This window comes from Agrobacterium sp. B1(2019) (assembly GCF_008274755.1).
GTDB lineage: Bacteria > Pseudomonadota > Alphaproteobacteria > Rhizobiales > Rhizobiaceae > Agrobacterium > Agrobacterium salinitolerans.
On the sequence record NZ_VTPB01000001.1, the window covers coordinates 1,167,554 to 1,184,804 of the forward strand.

Annotated in this window: 15 protein-coding genes and 2 tRNA genes; 8 read left to right on the forward strand and 9 right to left on the reverse strand. The window is 59.2% G+C overall.

Annotated elements, in window-relative coordinates:
• Positions 1-212 precede the first annotated feature (212 nt).
• The 4 genes from AGR1_RS05780 to recJ all read left to right on the forward strand — a co-directional run bounded on the left by AGR1_RS05780 (position 213) and on the right by recJ (position 5,119).
• Positions 213-1,433, forward strand: coding sequence for an LL-diaminopimelate aminotransferase (locus AGR1_RS05780; protein ID WP_020012585.1), 1,221 nt, complete (start codon positions 213-215; stop codon positions 1,431-1,433).
• Positions 1,434-1,493: 60 nt separating this feature from the next.
• Complete coding sequence (locus AGR1_RS05785) at positions 1,494-2,804, forward strand: homoserine dehydrogenase (RefSeq protein ID WP_080790692.1); 1,311 nt, start codon at positions 1,494-1,496, stop codon at positions 2,802-2,804.
• 186 nt (positions 2,805-2,990) lie between these two features.
• Positions 2,991-3,215, forward strand: a complete 225-nt coding sequence (locus AGR1_RS29505) for a hypothetical protein (protein WP_187772056.1) — start codon at positions 2,991-2,993, stop codon at positions 3,213-3,215.
• Positions 3,216-3,316: 101 nt separating this feature from the next.
• Complete coding sequence (recJ, locus tag AGR1_RS05795) at positions 3,317-5,119, forward strand: single-stranded-DNA-specific exonuclease RecJ (protein ID WP_187772167.1); 1,803 nt, start codon at positions 3,317-3,319, stop codon at positions 5,117-5,119.
• A gap of 128 nt (positions 5,120-5,247) precedes the next feature.
• On the opposite strand, the gene AGR1_RS05800 is transcribed toward recJ, so the two are convergent.
• The 6 genes from AGR1_RS05800 to AGR1_RS05830 form a co-directional block, all read right to left on the reverse strand.
• Positions 5,248-5,322 (reverse strand) — tRNA-Glu (locus tag AGR1_RS05800).
• 450 nt (positions 5,323-5,772) lie between these two features.
• Positions 5,773-5,847, reverse strand: a tRNA-Glu gene (locus tag AGR1_RS05810).
• Between the two features lie 303 nt (positions 5,848-6,150).
• On the reverse strand, positions 6,151-6,924 hold the full coding sequence (locus AGR1_RS05815; protein WP_080790694.1) for an amino acid ABC transporter ATP-binding protein: 774 nt from the start codon (positions 6,922-6,924) through the stop codon (positions 6,151-6,153).
• Positions 6,925-6,935: 11 nt separating this feature from the next.
• Positions 6,936-8,093: an amino acid ABC transporter permease gene (locus AGR1_RS05820; protein ID WP_080790695.1), complete on the reverse strand. Its 1,158-nt coding sequence runs from the start codon at positions 8,091-8,093 to the stop codon at positions 6,936-6,938.
• A gap of 2 nt (positions 8,094-8,095) precedes the next feature.
• The gene (locus AGR1_RS05825) at positions 8,096-9,292 is read right to left on the reverse strand and encodes an amino acid ABC transporter permease (protein WP_080790696.1); all 1,197 of its coding nucleotides are present in this window, start codon (positions 9,290-9,292) and stop codon (positions 8,096-8,098) included.
• A gap of 108 nt (positions 9,293-9,400) precedes the next feature.
• Positions 9,401-10,423, reverse strand: coding sequence for an amino acid ABC transporter substrate-binding protein (locus AGR1_RS05830; protein WP_162520376.1), 1,023 nt, complete (start codon positions 10,421-10,423; stop codon positions 9,401-9,403).
• A 376-nt stretch (positions 10,424-10,799) separates the two neighbouring features.
• On the opposite strand from AGR1_RS05830, the gene AGR1_RS05835 reads away from it, so the two are divergent.
• Positions 10,800-11,987 carry a cystathionine beta-lyase gene (locus AGR1_RS05835; RefSeq protein ID WP_149146417.1) on the forward strand — a complete coding sequence of 396 codons (1,188 nt, stop codon included), beginning with the start codon at positions 10,800-10,802 and terminating at the stop codon, positions 11,985-11,987.
• A 2-nt stretch (positions 11,988-11,989) separates the two neighbouring features.
• Here the strand turns inward: AGR1_RS05835 and AGR1_RS05840 are convergent, their stop codons facing one another.
• Complete coding sequence (locus AGR1_RS05840; RefSeq protein ID WP_149146418.1) at positions 11,990-13,171, reverse strand: FAD-dependent monooxygenase; 1,182 nt, start codon at positions 13,169-13,171, stop codon at positions 11,990-11,992.
• Between the two features lie 30 nt (positions 13,172-13,201).
• Positions 13,202-13,447, reverse strand: coding sequence for a zinc-finger domain-containing protein (locus tag AGR1_RS05845; protein ID WP_003502857.1), 246 nt, complete (start codon positions 13,445-13,447; stop codon positions 13,202-13,204).
• A gap of 170 nt (positions 13,448-13,617) precedes the next feature.
• Here AGR1_RS05845 and AGR1_RS05850 point away from each other — a divergent pair, with 170 nt between their 5' ends.
• The 3 genes from AGR1_RS05850 (at position 13,618) to AGR1_RS05860 (ending at position 15,706) form a co-directional block, all read left to right on the forward strand.
• Positions 13,618-14,394, forward strand: a complete 777-nt coding sequence (locus AGR1_RS05850; protein ID WP_149146419.1) for an alpha/beta hydrolase — start codon at positions 13,618-13,620, stop codon at positions 14,392-14,394.
• Between the two features lie 143 nt (positions 14,395-14,537).
• Positions 14,538-15,362: a serine O-acetyltransferase gene (gene cysE / locus AGR1_RS05855; protein WP_077982243.1), complete on the forward strand. Its 825-nt coding sequence runs from the start codon at positions 14,538-14,540 to the stop codon at positions 15,360-15,362.
• Between the two features lie 140 nt (positions 15,363-15,502).
• The gene (locus AGR1_RS05860; RefSeq protein ID WP_003502851.1) at positions 15,503-15,706 is read left to right on the forward strand and encodes a DUF3126 family protein; all 204 of its coding nucleotides are present in this window, start codon (positions 15,503-15,505) and stop codon (positions 15,704-15,706) included.
• A gap of 54 nt (positions 15,707-15,760) precedes the next feature.
• On the opposite strand, the gene AGR1_RS05865 is transcribed toward AGR1_RS05860, so the two are convergent.
• Positions 15,761-17,155, reverse strand: coding sequence for a cytochrome P450 (locus AGR1_RS05865; RefSeq protein WP_080790700.1), 1,395 nt, complete (start codon positions 17,153-17,155; stop codon positions 15,761-15,763).
• Positions 17,156-17,251: the final 96 nt, after the last annotated feature.

Consider the following 17,251-nt stretch of genomic DNA (forward strand, 5'->3'; position numbering starts at 1 on the left):
CCGCCTTGCGGAAAGGGCTGCGAAGGCCGAACCGGAAGGATGGGCGGATCACCGTTATGCGGCGTGGACCGAGAAAAGCCTTGTAGGTTTTCCCGTTCTTTGCGCTACAATGAATAACGCCTGCCGGGTCGGTTCGTGTCGGCGGCGTTTAACAACAAAAACGAGCTTTCGATATGGGCCGGCAAAACCGGTTCATTCCCATGAGGAAAGAGATGGAAGAGTTTCACAAGGTCCGGCGTCTGCCGCAATACGTCTTCGAACAGGTCAACCGTTTGAAAGCGAGCGCGCGAGCGGCCGGGGCCGATATCATCGATCTCGGCATGGGCAATCCCGACCTTCCGACTCCGAAGGCCATTGTCGACAAGCTTTGCGAGGTCGTTCAGGATCCGCGCACCCATCGTTATTCCTCGTCCAAGGGCATTCCCGGCCTTCGCCGCGCGCAGGCCGCCTATTATGCCCGCCGTTTCGGCGTCAAGCTGAACCCCGATACGCAGGTTGTGGCCACGCTCGGCTCCAAGGAAGGCTTCGCCAATATGGCGCAGGCCATCACCGCGCCGGGTGACGTGATCCTCTGCCCGAACCCCACCTATCCGATCCACGCTTTCGGCTTCCTGATGGCGGGCGGCGTTATCCGTTCGATGAATGTCGAGCCGGATGACAGCTTCTTCGGGCCGTTGGAGCGCGCGGTGCGCCACTCCATCCCGAAGCCGCTGGCGCTGATCGTCAACTATCCGTCAAACCCGACGGCGCATGTGGCCTCGCTCGATTTCTACAAGGACGTCATCGCGTTTGCGAAGAAGCACGAGATCATCGTGCTCTCCGACCTTGCCTATTCGGAAATCTATTTCGACGACAACAATCCGCCGCCTTCGGTTCTCGAAGTTCCGGGTGCGATCGACGTTGCGGTGGAGTTCACCTCCATGTCGAAGACCTTCTCCATGCCCGGCTGGCGCATGGGCTTTGCGGTCGGCAACGAGCGGCTGATCGCGGCGCTGACCCGCGTGAAGTCCTACCTCGATTACGGCGCCTTCACGCCGATCCAGGTTGCGGCGACCCATGCGCTGAACGGTGACGGTTCCGACATTGCCGAAGTGCGCAATGTCTATCGCCGCCGCCGTGATGTCATGGTCGACACCTTCGGCAAGGCGGGTTTCGAAGTTCCGCCGCCAGCGGCGACCATGTTCGCCTGGGCGAAGATCCCGGAAAAATTCCGCCATCTCGGTAGCCTGGAATTCTCCAAGCTTCTGGTCGAGAAGGCAGATATTGCCGTTGCTCCCGGCATCGGCTTTGGCGAGATGGGCGACGATTACGTCCGTCTCGCGCTCGTGGAAAACGAGCATCGAATTCGTCAGGCAGCGCGCAATCTGAAGCGTTTCCTGTCGAGCGCAGACGAAACGATGCACAATGTCGTTTCGCTGAACGCCCACAGATAAGGGCAACCGAAGGCGGCCGGGCCTCGGCCGCCACCATCACCAGCAATCAGGAACATACCCATGGCAGATTCATTGAGAATCGGCATAGCGGGGCTCGGCACTGTCGGCGCTTCGCTCGTGCGCATCCTCCAGCAGAGAAGCAACGAACTTGCGATTACCTGCGGACGCGCGATTGAGATTATTGCGGTGAGCGCGCGTGATCGTTCGCGCGATCGCGGCATTGATCTTGCGGGTATTACCTGGTTCGACACGCCGGAGCGGATGGCGAGCGAAGCCGATATCGACGTTTTCGTCGAACTGGTCGGCGGTGCTTCCGGCCAGGCGGAAAATGCGGTGCGCGCCGCACTTGCACGCGGTCTCCATGTGGTGACAGCAAACAAGGCGCTGCTGGCCAAGCACGGCGTGGAACTGGCGACCCTTGCCGAAGACAAGGGCGCGCTTCTCAATTTCGAAGCAGCAGTGGCCGGCGGCATCCCCGTCATAAAGGCGCTGCGTGAGTCTCTCACCGGTAACCATGTGTCGCGCATCTACGGCATCATGAACGGCACCTGCAACTACATCCTGACCAAGATGGAGAAGGAAGGGCTGTCCTTTGAGGCGTGCCTGAAAGAAGCGCAGCGGCTGGGTTATGCCGAAGCCGATCCGGCCTTCGATATCGAGGGCAACGACACCGCCCACAAGCTCGCCATTCTGACAACGCTTGCCTTCGGAAACAAGATTTCGGCTGACGATATCTATCTGGAAGGCATCACCAATATTTCCAGCGAGGACATTCAGGCGGCCGCCGAACTCGGTTACCGCATCAAGCTTCTCGGCGTGGCGCAGGTGACCGAATCCGGCATCGAGCAGCGCGTGCATCCGACCATGGTGCCGCTCGATTCCGTCATTGCCCAGGTGGATGGCGTGACCAATGCGGTGGCGATCGAATCCGATATTCTCGGCGAATTGCTGATGGTTGGCCCGGGTGCGGGCGGCAACGCCACGGCGTCTGCCGTACTGGGCGACATCGCCGATATCGCCAAGAGCCGTCCGGGCGCCCAGCAGGTGCCAGTTCTCGGCCGTCCGGCGAAATCGCTGACGGAATATCGTCGCGCCAAGATGAAGAGCCATGAGGGCGGTTATTTCATTCGCCTGACGGTGAAGGATCAGGCTGGCGTCTTCGCCTCCATCGCCACCCGCATGGCGGATAACAACATCTCGCTGGAATCCATCGTGCAGCGCCAGCGCGTGCATGTGGAGGGCGCGCCGCAGACCATCATCCTCGTTACCCATGCGACGATGGAAGATGCGATCCGCAAGGCGGTGAAGGCGATCAAGAACGAGAAATACCTCGTCAGTGAGCCGCAGGTCATCCGCATCGAGCGGACCTGAGACACTTTATGATTTTGATAACATCAAAAGCCGCGCTTCCAGATGGAGGCGCGGTTTTTCGTTGTATTGCAGCCAGCATCACACCGGTCGTCGGGCGCCCATAAAATTTGAGGGGAAGGCATCGGAAACGCTGGAAAACAAGGCGATTCGGCACTATGGTTAATCCGTTCACCAAGCGAGGGAGGCGTGGCCGTGACATCGATCATCCTGTTCAAGGACAATAAGCGTGCAGCCGCTCTGGCCGCCCATCACCGGGCGCGGCCTCACAATGCCAACGACAATATTCGCAGCATGGAATTCGACATGGGGGAGCATGAGCGTAACTGGTGTTCGCTTGCCATCTTCTCGCTGCTGCTGCTTGTTGGCGCGGCCTCGATCGTCAGCCCGTTTTTCTCGATTTTTTCGGTGTGAAACCTCATATGCGCGTTTTTGCTTGAAAAACGCGCCATCGCCATTTAGCCCGTTCTAAAAGCGCGATCAGGCGCACAACAGGACGAATGGACGGAATGGCAATGATGGAGCCGGCCGATACCGTTGCCCGCGCGTTTCTAAGCGTGGAGCGGTCGGCGACAGAACAGCGCTGGGTATCGCGGCTGGATCAGGCCGGGCAGAACCGCGCGCTGGCCATGTCCCAGATTCACGCCATTCCCGAATTGATCGCACGCGTTCTTGCCGGGCGCGGTGTGGGTGTCGATGACGCCCTGGCGTTCCTCGATCCGACCATTCGTTCCCTGATGCCCGATCCGCATGTGCTGACCGATTGCGAAAAGGCCGCCGAGCGGCTGGTGCGGGCGATTGAGACAGGCGAGAAGGTGGCGATCTTCGGCGATTACGATGTCGACGGCGCTGCTTCCTCCGCTTTGATGTACCGGTTTCTCGCGCATTTCGGTCTGACGCCGGAGATCTATATTCCCGACCGCATTTTCGAGGGTTATGGGCCTAACCCGGCGGCGATGCAACAGCTGGCCGCCAATGGCGCGACGCTGATCGTGACGGTCGATTGCGGCTCCACCAGCCATGAATCACTGAAGGCCGCCAGGGATGCGGGAACGGACGTGGTGGTGATCGACCACCATCAGGTCGGCACGGAATTGCCGCCGGCCGTGGCGCTGGTTAATCCCAACCGAGAGGACGATCTTTCGGGGCAGGGGCATCTCTGTGCGGCAGGCGTGGTCTTCCTCGTGCTGGTCGCCACGCTGCGGCTGCTGAAGGACAGGCGCAACAGGCAGGCCTTCACGCTTGATCTGCTTTCGCTGCTTGATATCGTCGCGCTTGCCACCGTATGCGATGTTGTGCCGCTGAAGGGGCTGAACCGCGCTTATGTAGTGAAGGGGTTGATTGCCGCGCGGCACATGAACAATGCTGGTCTTGCGGCGCTTTTCAAGAAGGCAGGGCTCGGCGGGCCTGTGACGCCCTATCATTTCGGTTTCCTGATCGGGCCGCGCATTAATGCCGGCGGCCGTATCGGCGATGCGGCGCTCGGCAGCCGCTTGTTGACGATTGATGATTCCTCGCAGGCCGAGGTGATTGCCGAGCGGCTGGATGAGCTGAACCGCGAGCGGCAGGCCATGGAAGCGGCCATGCTGGCGGAAGCAGAGGCGGAGGCGCTGTTCGAATATGGTGATGGCTCTGGTGCTGGCGTCATCGTCACCGCGCGCGAAAACTGGCACCCGGGCATTGTCGGCCTGCTCGCCTCGCGCCTGAAAGACCGTTTTCGCCGCCCGGCTTTTGCCATTGCTTTTGACCCCTCCGGCAAGGGCACCGGCTCCGGCCGTTCGATCAACGGTTTCGATATGGGCCGCATGGTGCGCGCCGCCGTGGAGGCTGGGTTGCTGGTCAAGGGCGGCGGGCATGCCATGGCGGCCGGCCTGACCGTGGAGCGCGCCAATCTCGGCAAGCTCAGGACTTTCTTTGAGGAAGCGGCGGCAAAGACCGTAAATGAGCTGGTGGAAAGCAGCGTGCTGAAGATCGACGGCGCTATCGGCGCGTCGGGCGCGACATTGCAGCTTGTCGACCAACTGGAACAGGCCGGTCCTTACGGATCAGGCCACTCGCAGCCGGTTTTTGCCGTGCCGGCGCATCGTTTGCGCGATGTGAGGCTCGTGGGTACAGCCCACGTCAAGATCACGCTGGAGGCCATGGATGGCTCGCGGCTGGACGGTATCGCATTTCGGGCCGCAGAAGCGCCTCTGGGGCAGATGCTGCTGAATGCACGCGGTCGGAACATTCACGTCGCAGGCACCGTGGGCGCCGATCTCTGGCAGGGCCAGAGGCGCGTACAGCTGCGCGTTCTGGACGCTGCTTTCGCACCCTGACGGGGCTGCAGATCAAACTTCCATTTTATGGGAAAAGCTTACGGACCGCCGGAAACGGCATGCGTCTTCATTCTCACGCATCGCGTGAAGATTCTAATGCAGAGCACTCATTTTCAAGGAAAAGCAAGTGGCACGCCCTAGGGGAGTCGAACCCCTCTTTTCAGAATGAAAATCTGACGTCCTAACCGATAGACGAAGGGCGCGTGCGCTTGTGGTGTGGCGCCCTTATAGTCAGGCTCCCGTTGCTCCGCAAGCGGAAAAATTGATTTTTCTCGCTTCGTGACGAGTTTTTTTATGGAGGCCGGAAAGGCTGTGGAAAACTACGCTGGAACCGGCCAAGGCCTTGAAATATCGCCGCTATCGCTGCGCGCCGGCAATGCCTTCATGCCTCGTGGAAGGCCCGGGGAGCGCTTTTCCAACCCTTAGCTGGCATCTGCTGCCCGCCAGAAAGAACCGACGCTGTGATTTGGCTGGAAGGGCAAAGGCAAGCGGGTCGATTTGCCTGTTGGCGTTTCGGCCGGCTTGCCTTCCATCGGGGGGACAGCGTTCTAACGTGCCCGACGGGAATCGGTTCCGCCGCATTGATCGCTCGTAGCGATTTTGCGAACTGATGCGGTGCATTTACATTTTGAAGAGGAAAACACGAAGGCAAGTGGCACGCCCTAGGGGAGTCGAACCCCTCTTTTCAGAATGAAAATCTGACGTCCTAACCGATAGACGAAGGGCGCGTGCGCTTGTGGTGTGGCGCCCTTATAGTCAGGCTCCCGAAGGTCTGCAAGCGGAAAAATGCATGATTTGACAAAAAAATGACATGGGCCACCAGAATCCCTGAAAAACAAGGATTCTTGTTTCGTAACAATTGGTTAAACTGCGATGCCGGGCGCATTTTTGTGCTCTTGGCGCTTCGAGAACGGTGGAATCACAGAATCGAATTCGTCGCGCTCGTGCATGGAGATAAAGATTTCAGCAGGTCTCCAGAAACGAAAACGGGGCCGAAACGGCCCCGCTCGATATACGTGTCGATCGCAGTCTCAGTGCAAAATCTGGCTTAGGAAGAGCTTGGTGCGCTCGTGCTGCGGATTGTCGAAGAATTCGGCGGGCGAGTTCTGCTCGACGATCTGGCCCTGGTCCATGAAGATGACGCGGTTTGCGACCTGACGGGCGAATCCCATTTCGTGGGTTACGCACAGCATGGTCATACCGTCTTCGGCGAGGCTGACCATGGTGTCGAGCACTTCCTTGACCATTTCCGGGTCGAGCGCCGAGGTCGGCTCGTCAAACAGCATAATCTTCGGCTTCATGCAGAGCGAGCGCGCAATCGCCACGCGCTGCTGCTGGCCGCCGGAGAGCTGGCCGGGATACTTATTCGCCTGCTCGGGGATCTTGACGCGCGTCAGATAATGCATCGCCACTTCTTCGGCTTCCTTCTTGGGCATCTTGCGAACCCAGATCGGCGCCAGCGTGCAGTTTTCAAGGATCGTCAGATGCGGGAAGAGGTTGAAGTGCTGGAACACCATGCCGACTTCACGACGCACTTCATCGATCTTCTTGAGATCGTTGGTGAGTTCTATTCCGTCGACATTGATCGTACCTGACTGATGTTCTTCCAGCCGGTTAATGCAGCGGATCATGGTGGACTTGCCGGAGCCCGAAGGGCCGGCGATGACGATGCGCTCGCCTTTCATGACCTTCAGGTTGATATCGCGCAGCACGTGGAAGTCGCCATACCACTTGTTCATGCCGATGAGTTCTATCGCCACGTCCGTAGTCGAGACGGTCAGTTCTTTTGCTTGGGTTTCTGCCATTTGAGCGTCCCTTATCGTTTATGCCCGGTGTCGAGGTGCCGTTCCATGAACAGCGAATAACGCGACATGCCGAAGCAGAATATCCAGAATACGAAGCCTGCGAAAATATAGCCAGTCATGGCGGTGACGGGCGTGGCCCAGTTCGCATCCGATTGGTTGAGTGTGACAATACCGAGCAGGTCGAACATGCCGATGATCGAGACCAGCGACGTATCCTTGAACAGCCCGATGAAGGTGTTGACGATGCCCGGAATGACGAGCTTCAGCGCCTGCGGCAGCACGATCAGTCTCGTCTTCTGCCAGTAGTTCAGGCCGAGTGAATCCGCACCTTCATATTGTCCCTTCGGAATGGCCTGCAGGCCGCCGCGGATCACCTCTGCCATATAGGCCGAGGAGAACAGCGACACGCCGACGAGCGCGCGCAGGAACTTGTCGAAGGTCCAGCCGTCGGGCAGGAACAAAGGCAGCATGATGCTGGCGAAGAACAGGACGGTGATCAACGGAATGCCGCGAATGACCTCAATGAAGAGTACGCAGAGCATCTTGATCACCGGCATGTTGCAGCGCCGGCCGAGCGCCAGAAGAATGCCGAAGGGCAGTGACACCGTGATCCCGAAGAATGACAGGATGAGCGTCACCATCAGGCCGCCCCAGAGCTGCGTTTCGACCACAGGCAGGCCGAAGACGCCGCCGATGAGCAGGAAAAATGCAATGAAGGGCAGGATGATGAAAAGCGCCAGCGCATTCAGTCGCTTGAACGGCGCTTTTGGGATCAGCATCGGTATCAGGAGGATGGCGAAGGTCACCATCACCAGGATGGGACGCCAGCGTTCGTCGATCGGATAGCGGCCGAAGACGAATTGTCCGAGCTTCGCCGAAACGAAAGCCCAGCACGCACCGGACTGGCCGTCCGGCAGCGCGCCGCCCTGCGAAGCGGTCAGGCAGGCGATACGATCGCTGCCGGTCCATACCGCGTCGATGAACAGCCAATCGATAATCGGCGGCACAATATAGGCCAGAAGAGCGATGGCAATGACGGTGAAAACCGTATCCTTGGGCGTGGCGAAGAGTTTGGTGCGCAGCCAATGCGTTACCCCGACCGCGCTGGATGGCGCGGGGCGGGCTTCTTCAATGGTCTGTCGCACGAAGGCTTGGTTGCTGATCGTCATCGTCATCTCTCCACCAGGGCCATTTTCGCGTTGAACCAGTTCATGACCACGGCCGTGAGCAGGGACAGCGAGAGATAGATGACCAGCCAGATTGCAACGATTTCAACCGCCTGACCCGTCTGGTTCAGGATCGTGCCGCCAACCGAGACGATGTCGGCGAAACCGACGGCGACTGCGAGGGACGAGTTCTTGGTCAGATTGAGATACTGGCTCGTCAGCGGCGGGATGATGATGCGCATCGCCTGCGGAACGACGATCAGGCGCGTCGTGGTGCTGGCGCGAAGTCCCAGTGCATCCGCAGCTTCCGTCTGCCCCTTCGCCACGGCCTTGATGCCGCCGCGAACGATTTCGGCGATAAAGGAGGCGGTATAGAAGGAAAGCGCCAGGAACAGCGACATGAATTCAGGTGCGACGACCGCGCCCCCGGTGAGATTGAACCGCCCGGCGATCGGATAGTCGAATGTCAGCGGTGCGCCGAGCGCCAGAAATGTGGCCAGCGGAAGACCGATGATAAGAAGCGTCGCCGTTATTCCGGTGCGGAACTGCTGCCCGGTTCTCTCCTGTCTGGCCTTCGCCCAGCGGTAAACGAAGAAGCTGAGGACAATGGCGACGAGAAAGGCCAGCGGCACGAGCCAGGTGCCTTCTCCCCACAACGGCTTGGGAAAGAAGAAGCCGCGATTGTTGAGGTAGGTGCCAAGCGGAAGTTCCAGCGACTCGCGCGCCTGCGGCAGAACTGAGATGACGCCCTTGTACCAGAAAAAGATGACGAGCAGCGGCGGGATGTTGCGGAAGATTTCCACATAGGCCTGCGCGAGTTTCGAAATCAGCCAGTTGTTGGACAGCCGGGCGATACCGACGATGAAACCGATGATCGAGGCGGCGATGATGCCGAAAAACGCAACCTGGATCGTGTTGAGAATGCCAACGAGCAATGCCCGGCCATAGGTCGCATCGCTGGTATAAGCGATCAGCGACTGGCCGATATCGAAACCGGCTCTTCCATCGAGGAAGCCGAAGCCGGACGAGATGTTTGACCGTTGAAGATTGGTGATCGTATTCGTCACGATGATCCAGACGAAGGCGGCCAGGACGACGACTGTCAGGACCTGATAAAAAATGCCGCGTATGCGTGGATCGTAGATAAATGACGACGCGCTTTGCGCGCGCGATCGTTGCGAACTGACCGCGTTGCCTGCCATAGGCACCTTTCCCTTTTATATGCTCTTTGCGAGCTTATTTATATAATTTGAAGCGGAGGCCGGGCGTTGCCCAGCCTCCTTATATGATCTAGCCGGTAATGGGGCCGATCAACGGACCGGCGGTGCGTATTGCAGGCCGCCCTTGGTCCACAGCGCGTTCTGGCCACGCTCGATCTTCAGCGGAGAGCCTGCGCCGACATTGCGGTCGAAGACTTCGCCGTAGTTGCCCACCAGCTTGATGATGTTGTAGGCCCAGTCGTTGGTCACGCCGAGATCAGTGCCGATCTTGGTGCCTTCTTCCGTGCCGAGCAGGCGCTTCACGTCCGGATTGGCGCTGTTCTTCTGCTCATCGACATTCTTGGAGGTGACGCCAAGCTCTTCGGCGTTGACCATCGCATAGTGAACCCAGGTCACGATGTCGAACCACTGGTCGTCACCCTGGCGAACGGCCGGGCCAAGCGGCTCCTTGGAGATGACTTCCGGCAGAACGATGTTTTCTTCCGGGTTCTTCAGCTTCAAACGGATGGCATAAAGACCCGACTGGTCGGTGGTGTAAACGTCGCAACGACCGGAATCATAGGCAGACGTTGCGTCGGATTCCTTTTCGAAAACGACCGGGTTGTACTGCAGATTGTTGGTCTTGAAGTAGTCGGCCAGGTTGAGCTCGGTGGTCGTGCCGGTCTGAACGCAGACGGCGGCGCCGGAGAGTTCAAGAGCGGACTTCACGTTGAGGCCCTTCTTGGCGATGAAGCCCTGGCCGTCATAATAGTTGACGGTGCGGAAGTTGAAGCCCAGCGACGTATCGCGGCTGATCGTCCAGGTGGTGTTACGGGTCAGAACATCGACTTCACCGGACTGGAGAGCCGGGAAGCGGTCCTTGCTCGAAAGGGCGACAAACTTGGCTTTCGAAGGATCACCGAAAACCGCGGTGGCGATACCACGGCAATAGTCAACGTCGATACCGGACCATTCGCCCTTGTCATCGGGATTGGAAAATCCCGGAATGCCAGCACTAACGCCGCACGTGACGAAACCTTTCGACTTGACATCCTGAAGCGTCGCAGCCGAAGCGACCGAGGCTCCTCCCAAAACTGCTGCGCCGATGGCGGCTGACAGAATTGCCTTTTTCATTTTTCCCAACCTTTGTTTGTTATCGTCACTTGGAAGAGGACCGGCATATTTATTTTCCCCAGCTCCCCCTTCAGCGAGATCTTTTTCGATCCGCTCTTTCCATCACAATCGCAATTGGCAGCGGGGTCAAGACGTGCGGGCAATAATTGTGCCTATAAAACGGAATTTTCCAGATTTTGGTCGGGAAGTGTGCAAAGGGTGAAAATATAAGCATATTTTTGCGGAAATTTGCACTTGCACAGTATTTGCATACTTCTTGTATTCTGGTCGACGACGGGTCGCTCCGACCCGTTCTGGCGTCCCTGCGGGACTTGACCTTGCGTTGCACTCTTAGCATTGTCGCACGCGTCAATGTTCCTTCGAAAGTTGATCTGAAATGACCAAGACAAATGACCTGCTTTCCGCCGAAGGTGTGAATACGCGCCTGGCCCACGGCGGCAACGATCCCGCCGACTGTTTCGGTTTCGTCAATCCGCCCATCGTGCGTGGCTCGACCGTGCTTTTTCCCGACGCGGAGACGCTCTCGACCGAAAACCAGAAATACACTTATGGCACCCACGGCACGCCGACGACGGATGCCTTGTGCAATCTTGTCAACGAACTGGAGGGTTCGTTCGGTACTATCCTCGTGCCTTCGGGCCTTGCGGCCATTACCGTGCCATTCCTTGCCTATCTCGCCGCCGGTGACCATGCGCTGATCGTCGATTCCGTTTATTTCCCGACGCGCCGTTTCTGCAATACGATGCTGAAGAAGCTGGGTGTCGAGGTGGAATATTACGACCCGGCGATCGGGGAGGGCATAGAGGCTCTCATCCGGCCGAATACCAAGCTGGTGCATCTGGAAGCGCCGGGCTCCAACACCTTCGAGATCCAGGATGTCAGGCTGATCGCGGATATAGCTCACCGGCATGACTGCGTGGTGACGATGGACAATACCTGGGCGACCCCGCTTTATTTCAAGCCGCTCGATTTCGGCGTCGATGTCTCCATTCATGCCGCCACCAAATATCCTTCGGGCCATTCGGATGTGCTGATGGGTTTCGTTTCGGCCAATGAAAAGCACTGGAAGGCGCTTGATCAGGCCAATGCCAATCTGGGCATCTGCGTTACCTCTGACGATGCTTACCAGATCCTGCGCGGCCTACGCACAATGGGAATCAGGCTAGCGCACCATCAGAAAAGCGCGCTGGATATCGCCACATGGCTGGAGAGCCGTGACGACGTCGTTCGTGTGCTGCATCCGGCGCTGCCGAGTTTTGCCGGGCACGAACTCTGGAAGCGCGACTTCAAGGGCGCAAGCGGTGTTTTCTCCTTTGTGCTCAAGGCGGAGGAAGGCAAATACAAGCAGGCGGCGGCCGCTTTCCTCAATGCGCTGACCTTCTTCGGGCTGGGCTATTCCTGGGGCGGGTACGAATCGCTTGCCGTTTCGGTCTCGCTTGTCGACAGAACCATTGCCAAGGGGCCCTCGGAAGGGCCGGTCATCCGCCTGCAGATCGGGCTCGAGGATATCGCCGATCTCAAGAAGGACCTCGATGCCGGGTTTGCGGCTGCGGCCGGCATTTAACCTCAGCCTTTGGCGCGGTAGCCGTAGAGCCAGTCGAAATCCTTCAGGAAGGCGTCGGTGGGGCGGGTGGAAAACACGAAGTCCCGCGCAATACGCACCGGGCCTGTGGCGTGATAGGCAAAACGATTGAGGGAGGCCCGCTTGCGGGCCTTTTCTATGCGCGGCAGGCGCAGGGCCTCAAAGCCGGCAAGGGCCTGCGGCAAGGGCCGAGGCTTTTCGGCATTGCGGCCTGCCGTCGCCCCCGCAAGCTCAAACGCATCCTCTATCGCCATCGCGGCGCCCTGCGCGGCGAAGGGCATCATGGCATGCGCCGCATCACCGATCAGCACCGTGTCACGGCCATTATGCCAGCGGCCGCGGCCGGCCTGATAGAGCGGCCAGAAGGTCGGATTTTCAGACGAATCGAGCAATCGGACGATATCCGGGCTGAAGCCGCGAAACTGTTCCAGCAGCATGGCTTTCTGCCGCCCGCCCGATTCCGCCCGCCAGGTTGCGCCCGGGTCGGCGCCGAGCGCGATGGCGACAATGTTGAAGCCGCCGACTTCCTTCAGCGGATAAGCGACTATATGGCCGCCCGAGCCGAGATAGGCGGTCACGGCGCTTTTGTTGATGGCTGACGGCACATCGTTTGCGGCGACCGTGAAGCGCCAGGCAATATTGCCGGAGAAGGTGGCTGCGGGGGCGGAAGGGACCGCGAAACGGGCCGCCGACCAGACGCCGTCCGCGCCGACGATCAGGTCATGGTCACGGAAGGTGTTTGCGGCAATCACGTCCAACGTCGCGTTTTCGATGCGCTTGCCGAGATGAAGGCGGCAGAGCGGATTTCGTGTCACCGCCTGGAAAAGTGCATTCTGCAGCGTCGAGCGGTGTAGTACGCCGTAGGGTGCGCCCCAGCGGCTGCGGGCCACCGCGCCCATCGGCAGGGAGAGCAGCGTGGCCAGCGATTTTCCGGAGGCGAGTTCGACGCTGAGAGGTTCGGTCCAGCGCGCCTCGATATCAGGCAGTACCCCAAGCGTGTCGAGAATGCGGGCGGCATTGGGCGAGAGTTGCAGGCCGGCGCCCACTTCCGTCAGCTCACCGGCCTGCTCGATGATGTCACAGTCGATCCCGTAACGGGCAAAAGACAGGGCAGCGGTGAGCCCGGCGATGCCGGCACCGACAATGGCTACGGATTTGATGGGCATTGGTGCGCCCCGATCAGGAAAAGTGGAAGGTCAGGCGGCCTTCACATGGAAGACGCAGCCCGGAGGATTGGTCTGCTCGGCCTTCAGCGACGGATTGTACCGGTAAAGGGTGGAGCAGTAGGAACAGACCTTCTCATTGTCGTCGCCCATATCGATGAAGATATGCGGGTGATCGAAAGGCACGGAAGCGCCGGTGCACATGAATTCCTTGACGCCGATCTCGATCATGCGGTGTCCGCCGTCGTTCTGGAAGTGGGGAATGGAATGCCCGGCCATGTTCGTCTCCAAATGCAATATCGTTATCGAGCCGCAATTCGTTGTCGCGCATTGGCTCGTCGTTGCGGATATGTAGCCTCAAACGCATTGCATCTCCATAAAAATCGTCAGGAAAACATGTTCAATCTCGCGCTTTCCTGCCATACGGTCCGGCAAAAAGGATGTCCTTGATGAATCTCAACACGCCGCAGTTTTCCGATTTTTCCCATGACGGCCTTCGTCTTGCCTATTTCGACGAGGGTGATCCGGCGGGCGAACCGGTTCTTTTGATCCACGGCTTCGCCTCCAGCGCCAATGTCAACTGGGTGCATCCCGGCTGGCTGAAGACGCTGGGTGAGGCGGGCTACCGCGTGATCGCCATCGATAATCGCGGCCATGGCGCAAGCGACAAGCCGCACGATTCCGAAGCCTATTATCCGCCTGTCATGGCCGGGGACGCGGTGGCGCTGCTCAATCATCTCGGTATCGCCGAGACGCACGTTATGGGCTATTCCATGGGCGCGCGCATTTCCGCATTTCTCGCCATGGCGCATCCGGAGCGCGTGCGTTCACTTGTCTTCGGCGGGCTTGGTATCGGCATGGTCGAAGGCGTCGGCGACTGGGATCCGATTGCCGAGGCGCTTCTCGCACCTTCGCTTGATGTCGTCACCCATGAGCGCGGCCGCATGTTCCGCGCCTTTGCGGACCAGACGAAAAGTGACCGACTGGCGCTTGCCGCCTGTATCGAGACGTCCCGGGTTCTCGTCACCCGCGAACAGGCGGCAAAGATCGATGCGCCAACGCTGATCGCGGTTGGAACGAAGGACGATATTGCCGGTTCAGGTGCGGAGCTTGCCGCGATCATGCCGCACGCGCGGGCGATCGACATTCCCGGCCGCGACCACATGCTGGCCGTCGGCGACCGGGTGTTCAAGGCGGCGGTGCTGGAATTTTACCGCTCGCTTTGAGCGGGCGCGGCAAGAAACGTTTTTTCATGCTGCATGAAGAAAAACTGAAGCCTTGCCGCCTTTAAAGTCGTCATTCGAATCCCATTTCTAATGCACGTCTTTTTCTGTATAAAGAACGACCACTGCAAACGAGGAGACCATTCATGGTCGCACGTACCGAGGCCCGTCAGCCGGAACAGCTGGCGATCGTCGATCCCATCTGGGGCAGCCTGCTCAATGAAGCTCGAAGTGCTGCGGCACAGGATCCGCTGCTTTCGGCCTTTCTTTATTCGACCATCCTCAACCACCGGTCTCTCGAAGAATGTGTGATCTACCGCATCTGCGAACTCCTCGATCATCCCGACATGCAGGCCGTGCTGCTGCGCCAGACCTTCCAGGACATGCTGGATGATTGGCCGGAATGGGGAAGCGTGTTGCGCGTCGATATTCAGGCCGTTTACGACCGCGACCCCGCCTGCACGCGCTTCATGGAGCCGCTCCTCTATTTCAAGGGGTTCCAGGCCATCCAGACCCATCGCCTTGCTCATTGGCTGCTGCAGAAGGGCCGCAGGGATTTGGCGCTTTATCTGCAGAGCCGCTCATCGAGTATCTTCCAGACCGATATCAATCCGGCGGCGCGCATCGGCAAGGGCATTTTCCTCGACCATGCCACCGGGCTGGTGGTCGGCGAGACGGCGGTGATCGGTGACAACGTCTCCATCCTCCACGGCGTCACGCTCGGTGGCACGGGCAAGGAAGGGGCCGACCGCCACCCGAAGATCGCCAATGGCGTGATGATCGGTGCGGGGGCGAAAATCCTCGGCAATATCGAGATCGGCAGCTGCTCGCGCATTGCCGCCGGTTCGGTGGTGCTGAAGCCGGTTCCGCCGAAGACGACGGTTGCCGGCGTGCCGGCGCGCGTGGTGGGGGAAGCAGGGTGTTCGGAACCCTCGCGACTGATGGACCAGCTTATCGGGGCCGATATCTGACCGGCCCTGTCGCGCTCTGATGTGCCGGCATTTTCACGGTTGTCCGTGTGGAAGACGCGGATGACGTGCCGCTTTCACTTTACTTTGGCCTTTATCCCATGCCAAAAGCGGGCCAACGTGAACCGCACAGGAGAATAGTGGTGAAAGCCGACGAAATCAAAAAACTCGACGCCTATTTCAAGCGCACTTTCAATGAAAAGATGATTGTGAAGGCGCGTCCGCGCAAGGACGATTCCGCCGAAGTGTATCTTGGCGAAGAGTTTCTCGGCGTCGTTTATATCGATGACGAAGACGGCGACCGTTCCTACAACTTCTCCATGGCGATCCTCGACGTCGATCTGTGATCGTCACCATCCGGTGACGGATGGAGTTCGCACTAAAACAGTCGCCCGTGGCGGTCACGCCGCGGGCGATTTGTTTTTTCGGCTGCTCACCTGCATCATCAGGCGGTTTTCCGGTCGCAAGGTAACCCGCATCAGCGGTTCGGTATTTGCCGGGCTTTTGTTCCTGAGGTGGACGTCCTGCAAAATCACGGCAAGGATTGCGACAGCCTCCATCATGGCAAAGGCATTGCCGATGCAGACACGCGGGCCGGCGCCGAAGGGCATATAGGCGTAACGGTGGCGCGCCTTGACCTTATCGGGCTCGAAACGTGACGGGTCAAAGCGGTCGGGCTCGTTCCACAGCGTGGTGTGCCGGTGGACGGCGTAGATCGGCACATAAAGAACGGTGCCCGCGGGAATATCGTGTTCGCCGAGCCTGAAGGCCTGCAATGCGGTGCGTGTCACGACAGGGGCGGGCGGGTAGAGCCGCATCGCTTCCGAAAACACCTGTCTGGTATAGGTGAGGTGAGCGACATGGTCCGCAGCGACTGGCTCACCGGCGGTAACGGTTTCGATTTCCGCGATGACCTTGTGCTCCACGTCGCTGTTTTGCGAGAGCAGATGGAAGGTCCAGGCGAGGCCGAGGGCCGTGGTTTCATGCCCGGCGGTGATGAAGGTCAGGAGATTGTCGATGATTTCCGTGTCGCTCATCATGCGGCCGGTTTCCGGATCTTTCGCTTCGAGCAGCATGGAAACCAGATCGTTCCTCTCGATCGGCTTCCGCCGTCTTTCGGAAATGACGGCTGCCAGGCTGGAGCGAAGATAATTCGCCGCCGCGCGCGCCCTGCGCCGGCCTGGATGCGGAAGCCATTCCGGTGCGCCCAGCATGGCGAGTGCGAAGGTCCAGCCGGTGGGTTTCAGATAATCGGTGATGCTTTGCTCGACACGTCCTATGTCGATGCCATGGCCGCCGGACATCATGGTTTCGACGATGATGTCGAAGGTCGTCCGCATCATCTCATGGCCGATATCGATGTCTCCGTCAGGGGATGAGCGCCAGCGCCCTGGCGCGCGACGCGCGGCGTCGATCATGACCGGCAGCAATTCCAGCAGCTTCTCATGCCGAAAGGCCGCAGCGACGGATTGCCTTTGCCACTTCCAGTGATCGCCGTCGGCCGTCAGCAGTCCCTGGCCGAGTGCGGGGCCGAGGGCGCGGCGTACATCTTCGCCCTTGCCGAGCAGATGGGCGTTCTTGACCAGAGCTTCATGAATAAGCGCGGGATCGGCGAGATGAACCCGCATGACGCCGCCAAGGCGCGTGAAGACCGCCGGCTCGCTGAAAATTTCCGGCGGCAGAGCCTTCAGCGGATTGCGGATCAGCGACAGGGCGACGCGTACCGCCGCGAATTTGGAGACGGGAGGGGTTCCGGACGTATCGGGGAAGGCTGTGCGAATGTCGATGCCGGTCATTTACAGGTCCTTTGTCCGCGTTGAACACTTACATTTCCTGTTAAGGTATATACCTTATTTTGATCATTTAAGGTGTGCACCTTAGGTTTCAATGGT

Bases quoted from the DNA above. Each gene is read 5' to 3' on its own strand.
- AGR1_RS05820 (WP_080790695.1), bottom strand. From the start codon at position 8,093: ATGACGATCAGCAACCAAGCCTTCGTGCGACAGACCATTGAAGAAGCC.
- cysE (WP_077982243.1), top strand. From the start codon at position 14,538: ATGGTCGCACGTACCGAGGCCCGTCAGCCGGAACAGCTGGCGATCGTC.
- AGR1_RS05825 (WP_080790696.1), bottom strand. From the start codon at position 9,292: ATGGCAGGCAACGCGGTCAGTTCGCAACGATCGCGCGCGCAAAGCGCG.
- AGR1_RS05780 (WP_020012585.1), top strand. From the start codon at position 213: ATGGAAGAGTTTCACAAGGTCCGGCGTCTGCCGCAATACGTCTTCGAA.
- AGR1_RS05815 (WP_080790694.1), bottom strand. From the start codon at position 6,924: ATGGCAGAAACCCAAGCAAAAGAACTGACCGTCTCGACTACGGACGTG.
- recJ (WP_187772167.1), top strand. From the start codon at position 3,317: ATGATGGAGCCGGCCGATACCGTTGCCCGCGCGTTTCTAAGCGTGGAG.
- AGR1_RS05845 (WP_003502857.1), bottom strand. From the start codon at position 13,447: ATGGCCGGGCATTCCATTCCCCACTTCCAGAACGACGGCGGACACCGC.
- AGR1_RS05850 (WP_149146419.1), top strand. From the start codon at position 13,618: ATGAATCTCAACACGCCGCAGTTTTCCGATTTTTCCCATGACGGCCTT.
- AGR1_RS05785 (WP_080790692.1), top strand. From the start codon at position 1,494: ATGGCAGATTCATTGAGAATCGGCATAGCGGGGCTCGGCACTGTCGGC.
- AGR1_RS05830 (WP_162520376.1), bottom strand. From the start codon at position 10,423: ATGAAAAAGGCAATTCTGTCAGCCGCCATCGGCGCAGCAGTTTTGGGA.
- AGR1_RS05840 (WP_149146418.1), bottom strand. From the start codon at position 13,171: ATGCCCATCAAATCCGTAGCCATTGTCGGTGCCGGCATCGCCGGGCTC.
- AGR1_RS05835 (WP_149146417.1), top strand. From the start codon at position 10,800: ATGACCAAGACAAATGACCTGCTTTCCGCCGAAGGTGTGAATACGCGC.
- AGR1_RS05865 (WP_080790700.1), bottom strand. From the start codon at position 17,155: ATGACCGGCATCGACATTCGCACAGCCTTCCCCGATACGTCCGGAACC.